The following is a 21,912-nucleotide window of genomic DNA, read 5'->3' on the forward strand; positions in this document are numbered from 1 at the left end:
GGCGTCAGAGATGACGCGTCTCGGCCGGCGCGTGGAACCAGTTGTTGTTGCGCCCGTCCATGTATTGCACCGGTGCTTCGGCCAGCACCGCCGGGTCGAGATCGTCGAGGCAGGCGACGTTGACGGAATAGTAGGCGCCGCCGATCTCCTCGATGTAGCCGTGACCGAAGGCGGCAACGCCGCAGGTCCTGCAGAAGCGGTGATGCACGCTGTTGCTGCCGAACTGGTAGTCGGCGATGTTGGCTTCGTCGCACTGCAGCCGGAAGGCGTCGGGCTTCACGACCACCCCCCAGTAGCGCCGCTTCCAGCAAATCGAGCAGTTGCATTTGCCGGTGCCGGCATCGAGGTCGATATCGGCCTCATAGCGGATGTTTCCGCAATGGCAGCTTCCTTTGTAAGTCAGTTTCATAGCTGTCGCTCCCGCTGGTGGGCCCGTCAGCCCCCATATTGCCGCCCACCCGGCAGGCGATATGCCTGCCGGGTGAAGCTCATGCAACGCAAATGCCATATTGACAACATATTGTCAATTAGAACCGAATCCAAGCACGTGTCAGAGATGACGGACTTCGGCGGGTGTTTGATCCCATCGGTCGTTCCGACCATCCAGATATTGCACCGACACCTCGGCAAGTACCGATGGATCGATATCATCCAGCGTGGCAACATTGACGCTGTAATAGGCACCACCGAGTTCCTCGACATAACCGTGGCTATAGGAGGCGATGCCGCAGGCTGGGCAGAAACGGTGATTGCCAACCTTGGCGCCGAACTGATACCGGCCAACCTGATCTTCCGGCGACAGGAGGCGAAAATCTTCCGGCTGGACCTGCGCACCCCAGTAGCGGGCTTTGCCGCAGAACGAGCAATTGCATCGCGTCGTCCCGGCATCGAGATCGAAAGTCGCCTCGTATCTGAGCTTGCCGCAATGGCAACCGCCGCTGTAAGTCCTTCTCGCCATGCTCTCATCTCCCTTGCTAAAATGACTTGCTGAAACAACTGCATCATGACAACATGATGTCATATAAACATTCACACGACGCTGGTGCTGTCAACATGAAAGATCCTGATCGGACACCCGCCGGAGACGCCTTTGCGGAGTTCGCCATATCGGTATTACGGCTGGCGGGGCCCCTGACGCAGGCCGGCGATGCGCTCGCCAAACCTTCCGGACAAACGAGCGCCCGCTGGCAGGTGCTGGCCGCGGCAAACCATGCGCCGATGTCGGTGGCCGATGCGGCACGCGCGCTCGGCCTTGCGCGCCAGGGCGTGCAGCGCATCGCCGATCTCCTGGAGGCCGAAGGGCTAATCGCCTACAGGGACAACCCGACCCACCAGAGGGCGAAGCTCATGGTCCTGACCGCGGCGGGAGATACGGCGCTGCACGATATCAAGGAGCGGCAGGCGGCCTGGGCGGATGGCCTGGGCGGCGCGCTCGGCGAAAGGCGGCTACGCCAGGCTTCCGCCTTGATCGCCGAGGTGATCGAGGTACTCAGGGAACGCCCCACGCCAGAGCGGTCCGAGGCCTGACCGGCTGCCGGTCAGGCCAGCCTTAGGAGATCCGCACGCAGGCGGTCCGGACCACCGTCCCCGAACACCGGATCGAGCGCCTCATGGAGGTCCCGCCAGATCGGCACTGCGCGCGCCAGCAGCCCCTGCCCCTCCAGCGTCAGCCGCAATCGGCGCGACCGCCGGTCGTCGGCATCCGGGAAGCTTTCGACCAGGCCGCGTCGTTCCAGTGGCTTCAGCGCCGCCGTCAAGGTCGTCCGGTCCATGGCGAGAAGCGATGCCACCGAGCCCATATTGGGCGCTACCGGGCGGTTGAGCGACATCAGCAGAGAGAACTGTCCGTTGGTGATATCGAGCGGGCGCAGCCCCTCGTCGAACCGGCGGGCAAGGGCGCGCGCGGCACGCTGCACATGCAGGCAGAGGCAGGTGTCCTTCACATGCAGGGTGGTATCGAACGAAACGAGCGGCATCTTTGACATGACCGATTAATGTTGATATCAACGTAAATAGTCAAGTGCAACGTTGGAAGGAGGAACGGGGATGAGACAGGACCACGCAGTGGTATCGCCTGGAGAGTGGCTGAAGGCGCGCAGAGACCTGCTTGCGCTGGAAAAGGAACACACCCACGCACGCGACAAGGTCAATGCCGCCCGGCTGGCCTTGCCCTGGGTGAAGATGGAAAAGACCTACGTCTTCGATACGCCGGCGGGCCGCAGATCACTCTCCGAGCTTTTCGACGGCCGCAGCCAGCTCATGGTCTATCATTTCATGTTCGGCCCCACCTGGGAGGCCGGCTGCCCCGGCTGCTCCTTCCTGGTCGATCACTTCGCCGGCATGCTGCCGCACCTCAACCATCACGACGTCACGCTGATCGCCACATCGAACGCGCCGCTGGTCAAAATCGAAGCCTACAAGAAACGCATGGACTGGCATTTCCCCTGGGTCTCGGCGCAAGGCAACGGCTTCAACCATGACTTCCACGTGGCCTTTTCGGCAGACGAACTCGCCAGTGGTAAGGTCGGTTACAATTTCACCGACATCGAAAGCGCCAATGCGCATGAGGAACTGCCCGGTCTCAGCGCCTTTCAGAAGAGCGAGGACGGCACGGTCTACCACACCTATTCGTCCTATGCCCGAGGGCTCGAGGAACTGGTGGGCACACTGATGCTGCTCGACCGCGCGCCGAAGGGCCGCAACGAAGACGGTACGATGGACTTCGTCCGGCGCCACGACGAATACGACAAGGAGCCGGGCCGCAAGGCGGGCTGACCTTCGCATCCGCCGCGGGCGGAACTTTTCGCCCGCGAAATCGTTGTGAGAACGCTCGCGTGCCGGGCCGATTGCCTGTGCCCGCACGAATCCTGTGCCCAACAAGGAAATCCCGTGAGAGCAGAACCGGAAGAACCGCACCGCTGGCTTGAGCAATTGCTGGGCGACTGGCACGTTCGCACGGCCGGATCCGATGGCGAGCCCGACGGCAGCGGCCCCTGGACCGAACATGTCCGGTCCCTCGAAGGCCTTTGGATCGTCTGCGAAGGTCAGGGAACGATGCCGGGTGGCAGTTTCGGCCAGACGCTGATGACGCTCGGCTTCAATCCGCAGACCGGGCGTTACGTCGGCACCTGGATCGGATCGATGATGAAGCACATGTGGATCTATGACGGCGAACTGGACGCGGCCGGCACGTCCCTCTCCCTCTCCTGCGAAGGGCCGGATTTCGAGACCCCCGACCGGACCGCGCGCTACCGTGACGTCATCACGCTTGACGGTCCATCCCGGCGGCTACTGACGGCGCAAATGCAGACAGCGGACGGACGCTGGAAAGATTTGATGACCGCGGAGTACCTGCGCCGGGATTGAAAGCGATGCTGGCGGCCGCCCTTCGGCTTTGCGGTCACACATCCCGTCAGGCTGCCCCTGCGACAGTTCATTCGAACAGGCAACCAAGCGGCGCGAAATACGCCGCGCCAAGGCAATCGGAGGAAGGCAATGGCAGATCACGGCAAATTCGTTTGGTACGAGCTGATGACAACCGACATGGCGGCCGCCGAAACGTTCTACAAGGACGTCGTCGGGTGGAATGCCGCCGATTCCGGCATGGCCGGCATCAGCTACACCCTGTTCAACGTCGGCGAGATTCCGGTGGCCGGCTTGATGACCATGCCGGAAGGCGCGCTTGAAATGAACGTGCCGCCCGCCTGGCTAGGTTATATCGGCGTCGACGATGTCGATGCGACCGCCGCCAGCATCGCCGCCAAGGGCGGCAAGGTGCACCGGGCGCCGGACGATATCCCCGGCATCGGGCGTTTCGCCGTCGTCACCGACCCGCACGGCGCGGTGTTCTCGGTCTTCAAGGGGACGGGCGATCCACCGCCGGTCACCGACCCGATGGCTCCCGGATTGATCGGCTGGCACGAGCTTGCCTCCGGCGACCTCGACACTGCCTTTCCCTTCTATTCCGAACTCTTCGGTTGGACCAAGGACCAGGGCATGGACATGGGCGAGATGGGCATCTACCAGATCTTCGCCCATGGCGGCGCCCCGATCGGCGGGATGATGACCAAGCCGAAGGAAGTGCCCGCGCCCTATTGGCTCTACTATATCAACGTGCCGGCCATCGATGCCGCCATCGAACGCATCAAGGCTGGCGGCGGCAAGATCGTGCTGGAGCCGATGGAAGTCCCGGGAGGTGCCTGGATTGTTCAGGCGCTCGACCCGCAAGGCGCCCTCTTCGCACTGGTCGGGCCGAGGCGCTGAGACTGTTGCATGTCTCCTTAAATCTTCCTCGATTTAAGGCAAAAGACACGCAGCAGATCAAAGTGCCACGGCGACATTTGAGGGTTTGATGGGACGCGAGGCACTCCAGGCGCAGCACAGATCACGTTGCCGCGAAGAGTTACAGAAGTAAATCACGGCAGACCAAGTCCAGGCCCGCTTTCAGCAAGAAAACGGGCCTGATTTATTGCGATCATGGATCGGAAAGCGAACACCGAGACCGCCAAAACCGTAGCCTGCCCTGCGCCGGACGCATCCCTCGGTTGCGGATTAGCCCCTAGTATTTCAGGGTATTTCAAGCTTATTTAACACCTTATACGATAACAGGGGCGACAAGCACACTGATTTCGGATGGGTTTCTTGTCGGGTGACAAGAATTTGTCGTGACTGTCGAGACGACGAGCGGCGACATGAGTGGAGCAACTTCGCGCAGATGAGCAGTAAGGGCAGCAGCTATGCGTCCCCTCAGATGGGCGTCGGGGAAGCACGCACGGCCAAGGCCCTGCGACGCAAGCTCCAATGGCTGGTGGCCATTGTCGTTGCCTGCACGGGCATTCTTGCGACCGAAATCATCGCCGCGTCCTACAGCGATTTCGTCATCGCGCGCCGCAATCTGGCGGAAGTCATGGCCTTTTGCCGCGTCCTCGACGCCGCGAACTATCTCTCGGCCGAACGTGGTCCGTCGAACGGCATGCTCGGCCTCGGCGTGGCGCCCGGGTCCACCGTTCAGGCGCGGCTGGCGGAGTTTCGTAACCGCAGCGACGCGGCACTCGCCGAGATCACCGCCGACATCGACAATGCCAGCCGTTCCGAACCGGCCGGCGCACTCTCGCCCATCCTGGTCGAGGTGCACCGTCGCTTGATGCTTGCGCGTGCGGAAGTCGATCGCATTGCAGCCCTTCCGCCGGAAGAGCGGAATCTTGCCGAAATCGAAGGGTCGATCGAGGCCATGTTCGGCGTGATCGATGCGCTCCGCCCCGCGATCGACTGGAACATTCAGCGCCTGACCAATACGGACCCGAACCTTGCGGGCATTGCTCTTGCGGCCCAGATGCTCGCCAATCTGCGTGAAGACGGTGGCCGCCTCGGCTCGCAGGTCATGGCGCCCGTTGCCGTCGGCAAGCCGCTCGCGATCAAGAACCTGGCCGACAGCGAGCGCACACGCGGCAGGCTACAGGAGGTCTGGGCGATCGTCGGCAAGCCGGGCGCGCTTCCCGGCCTCGATCCGGCGAAGATCGGCGATCTCGCCAAGATCGACCACGAATTCTTCGGCGAAGGTTTTGCGATCATCGACAACATCGTCGCGGTCGGCAAACGCTCGGGCAACTACCCGCTGACCGCCGAACAGCTCACCGACATTTTCGTCCCGAAGATGAAGCCGCTTGAAGATCTGCGTCGCGCCTTCATGGATTCGACCGTCGAGCGCCTGTCGACCAACAAGACGCGCGCGTCGATCAAGCTCGCCGTCGCGAGCCTTGCGACCTTCTCGCTTTTCCTGGTGCTCCTGGTGTTGATGCGCCGCGCCCGCTCGCTGGTCTTCGAACCGCTGCTCCTCGCGCGCCACAGCATCATCGAGCTCGCCAACGACCGCCCGATCCCGCGCCTCCAGGGCAAGGGCGGAGAAGGCGAAATGGGGCGCCTGTTCGATGCGATAGACATCCTGCGCCAGCGCCTCGACGAGCGCACGCTGCTGATGCAGCATCTCGAGCGCCAGGCGGAAACGGACGAATTGACCGGCCTGCTCAATCGCCGCGCATTGGAGCTGATCGGCGGCGCGGAGGACACGAACGGCAAGGATCAGGACGCCTGTCTGATCCTGATGGATATCGACCATTTCAAGCAGATCAACGATACCCACGGCCACCTGATCGGCGACATCGTGCTTCAGGAAACCGCACGCATAATCCGCAATTCCGTGCGCAATTCCGATCTCGTCGCCCGTTTCGGCGGCGAGGAGTTCGCCGTGATCACGCCCGGCGACAGCATCGAATCCGCTCTTGCCCTTGCCGAAAGGATCAGGGTCAACCTCGCACGCGAACCGATCGTCCTTGCAGACGGGCAGAAGCTGAATGTTACCGCCAGCTTCGGCGTGGCCGAAGGCCGAAGCGCGGACGGTGGCTGGAAGCACCTGATCGAACTTGCCGATACGGAGCTCTATCGCGCCAAGTCCGAAGGCCGCAATCGCGTCTGCGGCCAGCCGGACGAAGCCGCGAACTCGCCGTTCAAGGCGGTGAAATCCGCGCGCGCTTAGCCAGGAAATCGAGCACCACCCGCACACGCGCCGGCAGGGCTCCACCCTGCCCGTGGAACACCGCATGGAAGGCCTCGATGTCGCCCGGGTTCAAATGCTCGGCAACCGCCGTCAGCCGGCCGCAACGGATATCCTCCTTGACCGTAAACGTCGGCAGTCGCGCCAGGCCGACGCCGGCGAGCGCAAGCTGGCGCAAGCCCTCGCCGTCACTCACGCGGACCTGCTCCGTCGGTGCCAGCGTGATCGGCTCCCCGTTCGACAGGAGTGGCCAGCCATCGATCGAACGGGCGTAGCTATGGCTCAGCCTGTTCATCGCTTCGAGATCCTCAACACTCTCGGGCGTGCCGAACCGTTGAAGATAGGACGGCGCGCCGACGATCGTCATCGACGTGCTGCCGAGCTTGCGGGCGATCAGGCTTGAAGACTTCAGCGGACCAGCACGCACGGCGATGTCGGCCCGCTCCGCCATCAGGTCGACCACGGCATCGGTCTGCAAAATGTCGAGCGAGACAGACGGGAAGGCCGAAAGAAAATCCGACAGCACCGGCATCAGCACATGCACCGCATAGGAAGCGCTGACGTTCAGACGCACGCGACCCTCCGGCGTCTCGCCTGAACCCGCCTCGCGCTCCGCCTCGTCGATATCGGCAAGGATGCGCACCGCCCGCTCGTAGAAGGCGCAGCCCTCCGCCGTCAGTTGCAACCGCCGCGTAGAGCGGTTGACGAGCCGGACGCCGAGCCTTTCTTCAAGCCGCTGCACGAGCTTGCTGACGGCCGAGGGGGTCATACAGCAGACCTTTGCGGCGGCCGAAAAACCGCCTAGTTCCACCGCCTTGGCGAAAACCGCCATCTCCCCCGAACGATTGATCGACAAGCGCGACATGTGACTTCAGCTCACAAATGATGTTCTTTCATTATGTCTACATCGCAAATAGCAACGACACCACCTTCTCCTCGTGGGCGAGCGGACATCCGGTCTCGCAAAGGCCAACCATCGAGGAGTTTGACGACATGGAATACAGACGGCTTGGATCATCGGGACTGAAAGTGCCTGCCTTGAGCTTTGGCGCCGGCACGTTCGGCGGCAAGGGGCCGCTCTTCAGCGCCTGGGGCAACAGCGACGCCGCGGAAGCCAGGCGGCTGATCGACATCTCGCTCGAGGCCGGAGTCAGCCTCTTCGACACCGCCGACGTCTATTCCGACGGCGCATCCGAGAGCGTGCTTGGTGCGGCCGTCAAGGGCCGGCGCGATGCCGTGCTGCTCTCCACCAAGATGGCATTGCCGATGGGCGACGGCCCGAATGACGCCGGCACGTCGCGCACGCGTCTCGTCAAGGGCGTCGACGATGCCTTGAAGCGGCTCGGCACCGACTATATCGACCTGTTGCAACTGCACGCCTTCGACGCGGGAACGCCGGTCGAAGAGGTGCTTTCGACACTCGACGGTCTCGTCACTGCCGGCAAGCTGCGCTACGTCGGCGCCTCAAACTTCGCCGGCTGGCAGCTGATGAAATCGCTGGCGGCGTCGGAGAAGCACGGCCTCGTGCGTCATGTGGCCCACCAGGTCTACTATTCGCTTGTCGGACGCGACTACGAGTGGGAACTGATGCCGCTTGGTGCCGACCAGGGCGTCGGCGCGCTGGTCTGGAGCCCGCTCGGCTGGGGGCGCCTGACCGGCAAGATCCGCCGCGGCAAGCCGTGGCCGGAAGGAAGCCGCCTGCATGACACAGCCGCCTTCGGCCCGCCGGTCGATGACGAAAAGCTCTACGATGTCGTCGACGTGCTCGACCAGCTTGCGGAGGAAACCGGCAGGACGATCCCACAGATCGCCATCAACTGGCTGCTGCAGCGCCCGACGGTCTCGAGCGTCATCATCGGCGCCCGCAACGAGGAGCAGCTTCGCCAGAACCTCGGCGCCGTCGGCTGGTCGTTGTCGCGGGAACAGATCGCCCGGCTCGACGCGGCGAGCAAGACGACTCCGGCCTACCCCTACTTCCCCTACTACCGCCAGGAGGGTTTCGCGCGGATCAATCCGCCGATCGTCTGATCGTCAGGCAACCGCATTCGCACGCCCCGCACTGGCGTGCGAAAGCACTGCGCTGCCTCGATTTTCCAGGCACGCTTTCGCGCTTGCATTCTCGATTTGCATTGCACAAACTTCGTGGCGATGGGGGCACCAGACCCCCCACAACAGCGCCGCGCGCCGAAGGCGCGCTAAGGCCGCTGTCGCACTTAGAACGGCAGCATGTTTTGGTCCTTAAATCGAAGGTGATTTAAGGAAACATGCTGCAGGGGGATCAAATCCGGCATGTCGATCAAGGCCAGTATCTATCACCTGACCCACTACACCTATGACCGTCCCGTCAGGCTGTCGCCGCAGATCATCCGGCTGAAGCCCGCCGCTCACTCTAAGACAAAGGTCATCAGCCACTCGCTGAAGGTCTCGCCGGGCAACCATTTCGTCAACCTGCAGCAGGACCCCTACGGCAACTACCTCGCCCGCTTCGTCTTTCCCGATCCGGTGAGTGAGCTGAAGATCGAAGTCGATCTCGTTGCCGACATGACGGTCTACAACCCCTTCGACTTCTTCGTCGAGGAAGAGGCGGAGCATTGGCCCTTCCCCTACCCCGAAGATCTCAGCGACGATCTGAGGATCTACATGACGCCGGAGCCGCTCGGCCCGGCGCTCTCCGCCTTCATGGCAACGGTCGATCGTTCCCGCCAGCGTACCATCGACTTGGTCGTCGGGCTCAACGCGCGCCTGCAGCAGGAAATCGGCTATGTCATCCGCATGGAGCCAGGCGTGCAGGATCCGGAGCAGACGCTGACATCGGCGAGAGGATCTTGCCGCGATTCCAGCTGGTTGCTCGTACAAATCCTGCGCAATCTCGGCTTCGCTGCCCGCTTCGTCTCCGGCTATCTCATTCAGCTGACACCCGATCTGAAAGCCCTCGACGGCCCCTCCGGCACCGACCACGACTTCACCGACCTGCATGCCTGGGCGGAAGTCTATCTGCCCGGCGCCGGCTGGGTCGGGCTCGACCCGACCTCGGGCCTCCTGACCGGCGAAAGCCATATTCCGCTTGCCGCAACGCCGCACTATCGCAACGCCGCGCCGATCTCCGGCGGCTTCTTCGGCGATCCCGAGACCCGAACCGACTTCGCCTTCGACATGAAGGTAAAACGTGTCGCCGAGCACCCGCGCATCACCAAGCCGTTCTCCGACGAGAGTTGGGAGGCGCTGAATGCGCTCGGTGAAAGGGTTGACCGGGTGCTCGAGGAAAACGACGTCAGGCTGACGATGGGCGGCGAGCCGACCTTCGTCTCGATCGACGATTTCGAGGCGGAAGAATGGAACACCGCCGCCGTCGGCCCGACCAAGCGCGAGAAGGCGGACGATCTCATCCGCCGGCTGCGCGAGCGTTTCGCCCCCGGCGGGTTCCTGCATTACGGCCAGGGCAAGTGGTATCCCGGCGAAAGCCTGCCGCGCTGGACCTTCTCGCTCTACTGGCGAAAGGACGGCGTGCCGATCTGGAGCCGGCCCGATCTCATCGCCGAGGAAGCCGGCCGCCACGACGTGACCGAAAAGGATGCCGAACGCCTGCTGCACGCGATCGCCGGCGAGCTCGATGTCGCGGCCGACATGGTGGTGCCCGCCTTCGAGGATCCGGCCGAATGGCTCTTGAAGGAGGCGAACCTCCCGGACAATGTCGATCCCGCCAATTCGAAGCTCAAGGACCCGGAGGAACGCAGCCGCATGGCGCGTGTCTTCGAGCGCGGGCTGACGACGCCGACCGGCTACGTTCTGCCGGTCCAGGCCTGGAACGCGCAGGCCTCCGGACGACAATGGATGAGCGAGAAGTGGAGCACCCGCCGCGGTCGGCTCTTCCTCGTGCCAGGCGATAGCCCCGTCGGCTACCGCCTGCCGCTCGGCACTCTGCCCTATATCGCGCCCTCGCATTTTCCCTATATCCACCCGCTCGACCCGACCTTGCCGCGCGACGATCTGCCGGATTTCTCCGAGGAGATCAGCCGGCCGCAACAGGCACGCTTCCAACCCTTGGAAGCGCCGGAGACACCGCTGCCGGTCGCGCGGGACGAAATCGCCGGCCTGGTGCGCACCGCCATCAGCGTCGAACCGCGCGACGGCAGGCTCTGCGTCTTCATGCCGCCGACGGCAAGCATCGAGGAGTATCTCGACCTGATCGCGTCTGCGGAACGCGCCGCTGCCGCCATTGGCCTGCCGGTGCATATCGAGGGCTATGCCCCGCCGCAGGACGAGCGCATCAACGTCATCCGCGTCGCGCCCGATCCCGGCGTGATCGAGGTCAACATCCACCCGGCCGCCCATTGGCGCGACTGCGTCGATATCACGACCGCGATCTACGAGGAGGCGCGCCAGAGCCGGCTCGGTGCCGACAAGTTCATGATCGACGGCCGCCACACCGGCACCGGCGGCGGTAACCACGTGGTCGTCGGCGGCGCCAATCCCAATGACAGCCCGTTCCTGCGCCGCCCGGATCTCCTGAAGAGCATGGTGCTTCACTGGCAGCGGCATCCCTCGCTTTCCTACCTGTTTTCCGGCCTCTTCATCGGCCCGACGTCGCAGGCGCCGCGCATCGACGAGGCCCGCCACGACCAGCTCTATGAACTCGAAATCGCGCTGGCGCAGGTGCCGATGCCCGGCTCTGCAACGCCGCCGCCCCTGCCCTGGCTCGTCGACCGGCTGTTCCGCAACCTGCTCGTCGACGTAACCGGCAACACCCACCGGGCGGAAATCTGCATCGACAAGCTGTTCTCGCCCGATGGCCCGACCGGCCGTCTCGGCCTCGTCGAGTTCCGCGGCTTCGAGATGCCGCCGAACGCCCGCATGTCGCTTGCTCAGCAATTGCTGGTGCGCGCGCTGATCGCCCGCTTCTGGAAGCACCCGGTCGACGGACGCTTCGTGCGCTGGGGCACGGCGCTGCACGATCGGTTCATGCTGCCGCATCATGTCTGGCAGGACTTTCTCGACGTGCTCGCCGATCTGCGGGCGCATGGCTTCGATCTGAAGCCGGAATGGTTCGAGGCCCAGCTCGAGTTCCGCTTCCCCTTCTGCGGCGAGGTCGAATACGAGGGGGCTAAACTCGAGCTCCGCCAGGCGCTCGAACCCTGGCACGTGATGGGCGAACAGGGCGCGATCGGCGGCACCGTGCGCTATGTCGACAGCTCGATCGAGCGCCTTCAGGTCAAGCTCGATACCGCCAACCCCGAACGTTACACTGTCGCCTGCAACGGTCGGCCCGTGCCGCTCACACGCACCGGCTCGAACGGCGCGGCGGTGGCCGGCGTGCGTTACAAGGCGTGGCAGCCGGCGTCCGGGCTGCACCCGGTGCTGCCGGTCAACACTCCCCTTACATTCGATATCTATGATACATGGTCGAATCGGGCGACCGGCGGCTGCATCTACCATGTCGCCCACCCGGGTGGGCGCAACTACGACACGTTTCCGGTCAACGGCAACGAGGCGGAGGCGCGGCGCCTGTCGCGGTTCGAGCCTTGGGGCCATACGCCGGGAGGCTACCCGCTGCGCCCCGAAAGCCCGTCGACGGAATTCCCGATGACGCTTGATCTCAGGCGTCCACCAGGAGCGTAAATGCCGAAGAAGCAGACAGCCGCCGCAAGCCATCCGGGCACCGACGACGATCCGGTCTTCGGCTATCGGGCCCTTCCCGGTATTGCCGACGAAATGCTCGACCAGGAAGGCAATGTCCGCCCGGTCTGGCAGCGGCTGCTCGCGACGCTTGGACGGCTCGACGAGACCGAGCTTGCCAATCGCTTCGCCCGCGCCGACCGCTATCTGCGCGATGCCGGGGTGTTCTATCGCGTCTATGGCGCCAAGGAGAGTTCCGAGCGCAGCTGGCCGCTGTCGCACATTCCGGTTCTGATCGACGAAAAGGAATGGGCGCACGTCTCGCAAGGCCTGGTGCAGCGCGCCGAGCTGCTGGAAAAGGTGGTCGCCGACATCTATGGCGAGAACCGGCTGGTGCGCGAAGGGCTGCTGCCGCCGGCGCTCGTTGCCTCCAATCCGGAGTTTCTGCGCCCGCTTGTCGGCGTAAAGCCGGCCGACGGCCACTTCCTGCATTTCGTCTCCTTCGAGATCGGCCGCGGCCCCGACGGAAACTGGTGGGTCTTGTCCGATCGCACCGAGGCGCCCTCGGGCGCCGGCTTCGCCCTGGAGAACCGGGTCGCGACCACGCGCGCCTTCTCCAATCTCTATGCGGAAAGCCACGTCCACCGGCTGGCCGGTTTCTTCGGCGAGTTCCGCGACACGCTTCAGAGCCGCCGGCTGCATCCGGACGACCGCATCGCCGTTCTTTCGCCGGGGATAGCCAACGAGACCTATTTCGAACATGCCTATATCGCCCGCTATCTCGGCTTCATGCTGCTTGAAGGCGAGGATCTGACCGTCGTCGGCGGCCGGGTGATGGTGCGCACCGTCGCCGGTCTCAAGCCCATCGGCGTGCTCTGGCGTCGTCTCGACGCCGCCTTTGCCGATCCGCTCGAACTCAATCAGTCCTCCCATATCGGCACGCCCGGCATCGTCGAGGCGCTTCGCGCCGGATCGGTCTCGATCGTCAACGCGCTCGGCACCGGCATCGTCGAAACCCGCGCTTTCCTCGCCTTCACGCCTGCGATCTGCCGCCATCTGCTGGGCGAGGAACAGAAGCTGCCCTCGATCGCCACCTGGTGGTGCGGCCAAAGCGCGGAACGCGAACAGGTCGCCGCCAACCTCGACCGCATGGTCATCGGCCCCGCCTACCAGACACGCCCCTTCTTCGACGACAATGGACAGTCGGTGCTCGGCCGCACGCTCGATGAGAAGGCCCGGGCCTCGATCGCAGACTGGCTTTGCGCCGAGGGCGGCAAGCTCGTGGGCCAGGAAGTGGTCACGCTCTCGACCACCCCCGCCTGGGTGCGCGGGCGGCTGACGCCACGGCCGATGAGCCTGCGCGTGTTTGCGGCACGCACCCGCGACGGCTGGCAGATCATGCCGGGCGGCTTTGCCCGCATCGGCTCCGGTGACGATGTCGCTGCGATCGCGATGCAGGCGGGCGGCACCGCTGCCGACGTCTGGATCGTCAGCGACCGGCCGGTCGAGCGCACGACGCTGCTTCCGGCCGAGGAAAGCTTCACCCGCAACATGCCGGGCAGCCTGCCGAGCCGGGCGGCCGACAATCTCTTCTGGCTCGGCCGCTACATCGAGCGCGCGGAAGGGGCGCTTCGTATCCTGCGCGCCTGGCACGGCCGCTTTGCCGAAACCGCCGATCCGGACCTGCCGCTCCTGAAGGATGTCGGCGACTATCTCGCCGCTCTCGACATCGATGCGCGCCAGCCGGTGCCCGACAGCCTGCTTGCCAATATCTCCAGCGCGCTTTTCAGCGCCGGAAACATCCGCGACAGGTTCTCGCCGGACGGCTGGCTGGCGCTGAACGACCTGTCGCAGACGGCGCGCAAGTTCCACGCGACGGTGCAGGCCGGCGACGACGCGACGCGGGCGATCACCGTGCTCCTGCGCAAGCTCGCCGGCTTTGCCGGTCTCGTGCATGAAAACATGTACCGGTTCACCGGCTGGCGCTTTCTTTCGATCGGCCGCTACATCGAGCGCGGCCTGCACATGACGCGGCTGCTCGGCCACATGTCGGGGCCGGACGCACCCGACGGCGCCTATGACATGCTGCTCGAAATCGGCGACAGCGTCATGACCCACCGCCGGCGCTACAATGTCAGCACCGCCGCGTTGACCGTCACCGACCTCCTGGCGCTCGACCCGCTCAATCCGCGCTCGGTGCTTTACCAGTTGAATGAGATCAAGACCGAGGTCGAGCTCTTGCCGAACGCCTTCGTCAACGGACAGATGTCCCCCTTCTACCGCGAGGCGATGCGGCTGCATTCGGGCCTGGCGGTGATGACGCCGGAAGCCATGAACCTCGGCGTCTACAATCGGTTGGAGCGGGATCTCGAAAGCCTGTCCGATCTGCTCGCACGCACCTATCTCGGCTAGCCATGCTCTACGACATCAGCCTGAAGATCACCTATGACTACGAAGTGCCGGTGTCCGGCGGCCGCCACCTCGTGCGTGTGCTGCCGGCAACGCTGCCGGGCCGCCAGCGTCTCGTCGTCGGCTCGCTCAGCTGCCATCCCATGCCGGCCGAGCGCACCGAGAGCATCGACTTCTTCGCCAACCCGTTCACGTCGATCCTCTTTCGCAATTCGCATGCCGACCTGACGATCCGCATGCAGGCGCGCGTGCAGGTGGAGGCCCAGGCCTTGACCGCGGACTTTTCCCCCGACCTTACCGGCCTGCCGGCAGAGCTTGCCGCCTGCTGGTCCGTCGATGCCGACGCTCCGCACCACTTCGCCGGCCCGAGCCCGCTCTTGCCCGAGGCCACCGAAATCGCCGCCTATGCTCGCGACACGGTCACCGACGGAATGACCGTGCGCCAGATCGCCGTCGCACTGTGCGACCGCATCCATCGCGACTTCACTTATGATGGTGAGGCGACGACCGTGAACACGACGCCGGCAGAAGCGTTCAAGCTCAAGCGCGGCGTCTGCCAGGACTTCGCCCATGTCATGATCGTGGCACTCAGAAGCCTCGGCATCCCTGCCGGCTATGTTAGCGGTTTCCTAAGGACGATCCCTCCGCCCGGCAAGGAGCGCCTGGAGGGGGCCGATGCCATGCATGCCTGGGTGCGCGTCTGGTGCGGCACAACCGGTGGGTGGCTCGAACTCGATCCGACCAACAATATTCCGGCTGGAACCGACCATATCGTCGTCGGCCATGGCCGCGACTATGGCGATGTCGCGCCCGTCATCGGGGTCCTGAAAAGCTACGGCAGCCAGACGACGAAACAGGCGGTCGACGTCATTCCGGTACCGTGACCCGATTTGGCACAGGCCAGTTCCCGCTTCAGGACAGATCGGATGCCGCAAAACCCCTTACAACAACTGGTTTTCCGGCGATCCATTAAAATTGCACGCATTACCGGAACGATATCGTAAGCCATCGCCGCTATTGATGCCCCCAAGCTTGCAACGTGTTCCTTTGGGGTGTGCAAAGATGGGAAGACGATACACGGTAGGCCGGTCCTTCGTAGCCATGCTCAAGGACCGGGGTGGCAATTTTGGTGTGATGGCTGCACTCGCGGCGCCATTGGTCTTGGCAGCCGGCGGCGTCGCCGTCGATCTGGCCACCATGATGACGACGAAGAACCAGATGCAGGATGCGGCCGATGCGGCGGCTCTTGCGGCTGCGTCGGCATTGGTTGCCAGCAAGGATGGACTGACGCCCGAGAAGGCCAAGGAAATCGCCTTGAACTTCCTGAAGGCGCAGTCGACCGCAAGTTCGACGGATGTGCCTGGCGGCAACGACCCGGGCATGGGTACAGCCTCGGCGGGCGGCGTGACCGATCCGACGGAGACCCAGGTTCAGCCGACGGTCGACATCGTTACCACGCCGGTCGGCAAGAGCGACAAGGCCTTCAAGGTCACGATCGTCAACAAGCAGACCATTCAGCTCAACCCCATGACGCGGTTGCTCGGACAGAAGTCCGTCAATCTGGAAACGGTAGCCGTTGCCGAGAGCGCGACGGAAACCAAGAACGCCATGTCGATGTATCTCGTGCTCGACCGCTCGGGCTCGATGGCCTTCGTGACGAATGTGAAGGACGAGAAGCGCACCAAGTGCAAGAACTGGACGGCGGAGAACTGGGGCAAGAGCATCTCTGAGACCAGCCCTTGCATGATCGACAAGATCACGACCTTGAAATCCGCGGTTGAGACGCTGCTGAAGCCACTCACCGAGATGGACCCCGACAACAAGTATGTCCGTGTCGGCGCTGTTTCCTATAGCAGCTCCATCTTCCCGGAAGAGAAACTGGCCTGGGGCACGACGAAGGCCAGTACCTACGTCAAGAACCTGGAGGCGAACGGCGGCACGGATTCGAGCGGCGCCTTCGCCAAGGCCGTCACGGATCTGAAGCTCAAGGGCGAAAACGACGCGCACACGGCATCCAACGGCCTGACGCCGAAAAAGTACATCGTCTTCATGACCGATGGGGCGAACACACATTTCGAAGGAAAGGCGTTGACCATCCCGGCGGCGCCAAAGCCGGAACCGGAACTCGACAAATACAAAGCCCAGGATTCCAAATCCGACACGGCAACGCTCAAGGCGTGCCAGGATGCCAAGGACGCCGGCATTCGCGTCTTCACCATCGCCTTCATGGCGCCGATCCAGGGAAAATCGGTGCTCAGCCGATGCGCCAGCAGCACAGCCGACTACAAGTCGCCGGAAGATGCCGCAGCTCTGGTCAAGGTTTTCGGCGAAATCGGCGCCACCACCTCGGGCAAGATGGCACGCCTGACAAGGTAAGACAGACCACATCGCTGATGATGCCGCCCGGCCCCACCGGGCGGCATTTTGCGTTTCGGCGGGACACGTTCTCCACCGTCTGAGGCAAGTCTAATCCATTTAAAAACATCTGTTGCAAGCGCTTCGGATCGATGCATAAATTGCCTTTATCCCCGGTCGGGTCCGGCCTGCGATCTCCCAACGCAAAAGGGTAAAGACAGTTTCATGATGAACAGGCTCTCCACCAACGACGTGCCGCAGCCCGCCCCAAGGTCGTCTGAACCTAGCCAGCTCGCCGTCGAAATCCTCGAACGTCTGAAGTACCGCATCGGCAAGGACCCGAAGGTCGCCAAGCCTCATGACTGGCTGACCGCGGCAATCCTGGTTGCGCGCGACCGGATCACCGACAAGTGGATGGACTCCACCCGCAAGACCTATTCAACCGGTGCAAAGCGCGTCTACTACCTCTCGCTTGAGTTTCTCATCGGCCGGCTGATGCGCGACGCCATGACCAATATCGGCCTGATGGACGAGATGCGCGATGCACTCGCCTCCCTCGGTGTCGATATCGACGTCGTCGCCCAGCTCGAGCCGGACGCAGCGCTTGGCAACGGCGGTCTCGGACGACTGGCCGCCTGCTTCATGGAATCGATGGCGACCGTCGACGTACCCGCCTATGGCTACGGTATCCGCTACATGCATGGCCTCTTCCGCCAGCAGATGGCCGATGGCTGGCAGGTGGAACTACCCGAAACCTGGCTTGCCCACGGCAACCCCTGGGAATTCGAACGCCGCGAAAGCTCCTACGAAATCGGCTTCGGCGGCGTCGTCGAAACCGCCAATGTCGACGAGGAAATCCAGCGTTTCGTGTGGAAACCGGCCGAGCGCGTCATCGCCACCGCCTTCGACACGCCCGCCGTCGGCTGGCGGGCAAAACGCGTCAACACGCTTCGTCTCTGGACCGCGCAGCCGATTGACCCGATCCTGCTGGCCGCCTTCAACGCCGGCGACCACATCGGGGCGCTGCGCGAAAGCAACAAGGCGGAAAGCCTGACCCGCGTTCTCTATCCGGCCGACGCTACACCGGCCGGCCAGGAACTGCGGCTGCGCCAGGAATACTTCTTCTCCTCGGCCTCGCTGCAGGACATCCTACGCCGTCACCTGCAGCAATATCCGGATTTCAGCTCGCTGCCGGATGCCGTCGCCATTCAGCTCAACGATACCCATCCGGCGATCTCGATTGCCGAACTGGTGCGGCTGTTGACCGACCTGCATGGCCTCGATTTCGAGCAGGCCTGGGACATCACCCGCCGCACGATCTCCTACACCAACCACACGCTTCTGCCCGAAGCGCTCGAAAGCTGGCCGGTGCCGCTGATCGAGCGGCTTTTGCCGCGCCACATGCAGATCGTCTATGCGATCAACGCCAAGATCCTGATCGAGGCCCGCCGCCAGAAGGGCGCGACGGACGACGAGATCCGCAACATCTCGCTGATCGACGAAAGCGGCGAACGGCGGGTGCGCATGGGCAACCTCGCCTTCGTCGGCTCGCACTCGATCAACGGCGTTTCGGCGCTGCACACCGAGTTGATGAAGGAAACGGTCTTTGCCGACCTGCACAAGCTCTACCCGGACCGCATCAACAACAAGACCAACGGCATTACCCCGCGCCGCTGGCTGATGCAGTGCAATCCCGGTCTCTTCGGACTGATCCGCGAGGCGATCGGCGACGAGTTCATGGACAATACCGAGGCGCTGCAGGCGCTCGACGCCTTCGCCGACAAGGCGGATTTCCAGGAGCATTTCGCCGCGGTCAAGCGCGCCAACAAGGTTCGCCTCGCCCAGCTCGTGCAGAGCCGTCTCGGGATCCGGCTCGACCCGTCGGCGATGTTCGACATCCAGATCAAGCGCATCCATGAATACAAGCGCCAGCTCTTGAACATCATCGAGGCCGTGGCGCTCTACGACCAGATCCGCTCCCATCCGGAGCTCGACTGGGTCCCGCGCGTCAAGCTTTTCGCCGGCAAGGCGGCGCCGAGCTATCACAATGCCAAGCTGATTATCAAACTCGCCAACGATGTCGCTCGTGTCGTCAACAACGACCCGGCGGTGCGCGGCCTCCTGAAGATCGTCTTCGTGCCGAACTACAACGTCTCGCTTGCCGAGATCATGGTCCCCGCTGCCGATCTTTCCGAGCAGATCTCGACGGCCGGCATGGAAGCATCGGGCACCGGCAACATGAAGTTCGCGCTGAACGGCGCCTTGACGATCGGCACGCTCGACGGCGCCAATGTCGAGATGCGCGACTGGATCGGCGAGGAAAACATCAAGATCTTCGGCATGACCGCCGAAGAGGTGGCGCGCGCGCGAGCCGAAGGCCACAATCCTCGTGCCATCATCGAAGGCTCGCGCGAGCTGTCGCAGGCGCTGCAGGCGATTGCCTCCGGCGTATTCTCGCCCGACGACCGCAATCGCTTCGCCGGCCTCGTCGACGGCATCTACAATCACGACTGGTTCATGGTCGCTGCCGATTTCGAAGCCTACGCCAAGGCACAGCGCGAGCTCGACCAGCTCTGGACGACGCCGTCCGACTGGCAAGCACAGGCAATCCGCAACACGGCACGGATGGGCTGGTTCTCGTCCGACCGCACTATCCGGCAATATGCCGGGGAAATCTGGAGAGCCGGATGACGTCTTCGGCCGGCAAGGACCCGGAACCCGCAGCTTCAGGTCTGCTGTCAGCGCCGGATGTCGCGGCCATCCTCTCGGGCACGCACGAGGATCCCTTCGCGGTTCTCGGCGTGCACCCCGCCGGCAAGGCCATCCTTGCCCGCTGCTTCATCCCCGATGCCGAGACGGTGACCGTAGAAACGCTCGCCGGCAAGGAACTGGGCGCGCTCGAACGGCGCGACGATGCCGGTTTCTTCGAGGGGCCGATCGCCCTCAAGAAGCCTCAGCCGGTGCGCTACCGCGCCCGCAACGAGGGCGGCGAATGGGTGGTGATCGATCCCTATAGCTTCGGGCCGGTGCTCGGGCCGATGGACGATTACTACATTCGCGAGGGCTCGCATCTTCGGCTGTTCGACAAGATGGGCGCACACGCGATCGAGCATGACGGCGCGCAAGGCTATCATTTCGCCGTCTGGGCGCCGAACGCCAAGCGCGTTTCGGTGGTCGGCCAATTCAACGACTGGGACGGCCGGCGGCACGTCATGCGGCTGCGCGCCGATACCGGCATCTGGGAGATCTTCATTCCCGGCGTTGAAGGTGGCCTTGCCTATAAATACGAGATCCTCGACCGCAACGGCACGTTGCTGCCGCTGAAGGCCGATCCCTTTGCCCGGCGCTCCGAGCTCCGCCCCAACACCGCCTCCGTCACCACGCCGGAAATCGCGCAGGTGTGGGACGACGAGGCGCACCGCAAGCATTGGGCGTCTGCCGACGCGAGGCGCCAGCCGATCTCGATCTACGAGGTCCATGCCGGCTCCTGGCAACGCCGCGACAATGGCGACATGCTCTCCTGGGACGAACTTGCCGACCGGCTGATCCCCTACTGCGTCGATATGGGCTTCACCCATATCGAGTTCCTGCCGATCTCGGAGTTCCCCTTCGACCCGTCCTGGGGCTACCAGACGACCGGCCTCTATGCGCCGACCGCCCGCTTCGGCGAGCCCGAAGGTTTTGCCCGTTTCGTCAACGGCTGCCACAAGGTCGGCCTTGGTGTCATCCTCGACTGGGTGCCCGCACATTTCCCGACCGACGAGCACGGCCTGCGCTGGTTCGACGGCACCGCACTCTACGAACACGAGGATCCGCGCCAAGGCTTCCACCCCGACTGGAACACGGCGATCTACAATTTCGGCCGCCAGGAAGTGCTGTCGTTCCTCGTCAACAATGCGCTCTACTGGGCGGAAAAATTCCATGTCGACGGCCTGCGCGTCGATGCGGTCGCCTCGATGCTATACCTCGACTACTCGCGCAAGCACGGCGAGTGGGTGCCGAACGAATATGGCGGCAACGAGAACCTCGAGGCCGTCCGTTTCCTGCAGACGCTGAACACGGAAATATACGGCTCTCACAAGGGTATCCTGACGATCGCCGAGGAATCGACCTCCTGGCCGAAGGTCTCCCATCCGGTCCATGCGGGGGGTCTCGGGTTCGGCTTCAAGTGGAACATGGGCTTCATGCACGACACGCTGCAATATCTGTCGCGCGAGCCGGTGCACCGCAAGTTCCACCACAACGACCTGACCTTCGGCCTGCTCTATGCCTTCAACGAGAACTTCGTGCTGCCGCTGTCCCATGACGAGGTCGTGCACGGCAAGGGCTCGCTGATCGCCAAGATGGCCGGCGACGACTGGCAGAAGTTCGCCAATCTCCGGGCCTACTACGCCTTCATGTGGGGCTATCCCGGCAAGAAGCTCTTGTTCATGGGTCAGGAGTTCGCGCAGTGGCGCGAATGGTCCGAAGACCGCGCGCTCGACTGGAACCTGCTCGAATACCACCTGCACGAGGGCATGCGGCGGCTGGTGCGTGACCTCAACGGCACCTATCGGGCCAAGCCCGCCCTTCATGCGCGTGACTGCGAGGGCGAAGGCTTCGAGTGGCTGCTGGCCGACGACCGCGACAACTCCATCTTTGCCTGGCTGCGCAAGGCGCCCGGCGAAAAGCTCGTTGCCGTCATCACCAATTTCACCCCCGTTTACCGGGAAAGCTACGCCATCCCGCTGCCGGTCAAGGGTCGTTGGAAGGAGATCCTGAACTCCGACGCGGAAATCTATGGAGGAAGCGGCAAGGGCAACGGCGGCGCCGTTTTTGCCGAGAAGAACAGCACGGGAGCGATCATGGCCAACATCACCTTGCCGCCGCTGGCGACACTGATGCTGGAACAGGAGTAGTTTATCCGATCCGCTAGCCGAAGGAGCGGGCGGGAGACTGCAAAAATCGAGGGCCGCAAGGCGTCGCAGAAGGACGCCGTGACGACC

At 63.6% G+C, this 21,912-nt stretch carries 16 protein-coding genes; 12 read left to right on the forward strand and 4 right to left on the reverse strand.

The window, feature by feature from the left end:
- Positions 1-4: 4 nt before the first annotated feature.
- Both IB267_RS28115 and IB267_RS28120 read right to left on the reverse strand, forming a co-directional pair.
- Complete coding sequence (locus IB267_RS28115; RefSeq protein WP_043610686.1) at positions 5-409, reverse strand: GFA family protein; 405 nt, start codon at positions 407-409, stop codon at positions 5-7.
- Between the two features lie 141 nt (positions 410-550).
- Positions 551-958 carry a GFA family protein gene (locus IB267_RS28120; RefSeq protein ID WP_192450759.1) on the reverse strand — a complete coding sequence of 136 codons (408 nt, stop codon included), beginning with the start codon at positions 956-958 and terminating at the stop codon, positions 551-553.
- Between the two features lie 95 nt (positions 959-1,053).
- Between IB267_RS28120 and IB267_RS28125 the strand changes: the two genes are divergently transcribed.
- Positions 1,054-1,527: a MarR family winged helix-turn-helix transcriptional regulator gene (locus tag IB267_RS28125; protein ID WP_192450760.1), complete on the forward strand. Its 474-nt coding sequence runs from the start codon at positions 1,054-1,056 to the stop codon at positions 1,525-1,527.
- Between the two features lie 11 nt (positions 1,528-1,538).
- Here IB267_RS28125 and IB267_RS28130 read toward each other — a convergent pair whose 3' ends face one another.
- A complete protein-coding gene (locus IB267_RS28130) occupies positions 1,539-1,985 on the reverse strand; it encodes a MarR family winged helix-turn-helix transcriptional regulator (RefSeq protein ID WP_192450761.1) in 447 nt (148 codons plus the stop codon).
- 61 nt (positions 1,986-2,046) lie between these two features.
- Between IB267_RS28130 and IB267_RS28135 the strand changes: the two genes are divergently transcribed.
- The 4 genes from IB267_RS28135 (at position 2,047) to IB267_RS28150 (ending at position 6,532) form a co-directional block, all read left to right on the forward strand.
- Positions 2,047-2,775, forward strand: a complete 729-nt coding sequence (locus IB267_RS28135) for a thioredoxin family protein (protein ID WP_192450762.1) — start codon at positions 2,047-2,049, stop codon at positions 2,773-2,775.
- A 114-nt stretch (positions 2,776-2,889) separates the two neighbouring features.
- The gene (locus IB267_RS28140) at positions 2,890-3,366 is read left to right on the forward strand and encodes a DUF1579 domain-containing protein (RefSeq protein WP_043610693.1); all 477 of its coding nucleotides are present in this window, start codon (positions 2,890-2,892) and stop codon (positions 3,364-3,366) included.
- Positions 3,367-3,495: 129 nt separating this feature from the next.
- The gene (locus tag IB267_RS28145) at positions 3,496-4,263 is read left to right on the forward strand and encodes a VOC family protein (protein WP_192450763.1); all 768 of its coding nucleotides are present in this window, start codon (positions 3,496-3,498) and stop codon (positions 4,261-4,263) included.
- 451 nt (positions 4,264-4,714) lie between these two features.
- On the forward strand, positions 4,715-6,532 hold the full coding sequence (locus tag IB267_RS28150; protein WP_192450764.1) for a GGDEF domain-containing protein: 1,818 nt from the start codon (positions 4,715-4,717) through the stop codon (positions 6,530-6,532).
- On the opposite strand, the gene IB267_RS28155 is transcribed toward IB267_RS28150, so the two are convergent.
- On the reverse strand, positions 6,504-7,415 hold the full coding sequence (locus tag IB267_RS28155) for a LysR family transcriptional regulator (protein WP_192450765.1): 912 nt from the start codon (positions 7,413-7,415) through the stop codon (positions 6,504-6,506). The genes IB267_RS28150 and IB267_RS28155 overlap by 29 nt on opposite strands.
- A 128-nt stretch (positions 7,416-7,543) precedes the next feature.
- On the opposite strand from IB267_RS28155, the gene IB267_RS28160 reads away from it, so the two are divergent.
- The 7 genes from IB267_RS28160 (at position 7,544) to glgB (ending at position 21,825) form a co-directional block, all read left to right on the forward strand.
- Positions 7,544-8,578 (forward strand): aldo/keto reductase, encoded by a 1,035-nt coding sequence (locus IB267_RS28160; RefSeq protein ID WP_192450766.1) that lies wholly within the window; start codon positions 7,544-7,546, stop codon positions 8,576-8,578.
- 261 nt (positions 8,579-8,839) lie between these two features.
- A complete protein-coding gene (locus IB267_RS28165) occupies positions 8,840-12,166 on the forward strand; it encodes a DUF2126 domain-containing protein (RefSeq protein ID WP_192450767.1) in 3,327 nt (1,108 codons plus the stop codon).
- Complete coding sequence (locus IB267_RS28170) at positions 12,167-14,575, forward strand: circularly permuted type 2 ATP-grasp protein (RefSeq protein WP_192450768.1); 2,409 nt, start codon at positions 12,167-12,169, stop codon at positions 14,573-14,575.
- A gap of 2 nt (positions 14,576-14,577) precedes the next feature.
- Positions 14,578-15,456, forward strand: a complete 879-nt coding sequence (locus IB267_RS28175; protein WP_192450769.1) for a transglutaminase family protein — start codon at positions 14,578-14,580, stop codon at positions 15,454-15,456.
- Positions 15,457-15,673: 217 nt separating this feature from the next.
- On the forward strand, positions 15,674-16,948 hold the full coding sequence (locus IB267_RS28180) for a pilus assembly protein TadG-related protein (RefSeq protein ID WP_371742659.1): 1,275 nt from the start codon (positions 15,674-15,676) through the stop codon (positions 16,946-16,948).
- A gap of 204 nt (positions 16,949-17,152) precedes the next feature.
- On the forward strand, positions 17,153-19,618 hold the full coding sequence (locus IB267_RS28185) for a glycogen/starch/alpha-glucan phosphorylase (protein ID WP_371742652.1): 2,466 nt from the start codon (positions 17,153-17,155) through the stop codon (positions 19,616-19,618).
- Positions 19,615-21,825 (forward strand): 1,4-alpha-glucan branching protein GlgB, encoded by a 2,211-nt coding sequence (glgB, locus tag IB267_RS28190; protein WP_192450771.1) that lies wholly within the window; start codon positions 19,615-19,617, stop codon positions 21,823-21,825. The genes IB267_RS28185 and glgB overlap by 4 nt, the downstream gene beginning before the upstream one ends.
- Positions 21,826-21,912 lie beyond the last annotated feature (87 nt).

Origin of the sequence: Ensifer sp. ENS09 (assembly GCF_014852425.1) — a bacterium.
Classification (GTDB): Bacteria; Pseudomonadota; Alphaproteobacteria; order Rhizobiales; family Rhizobiaceae; genus Ensifer.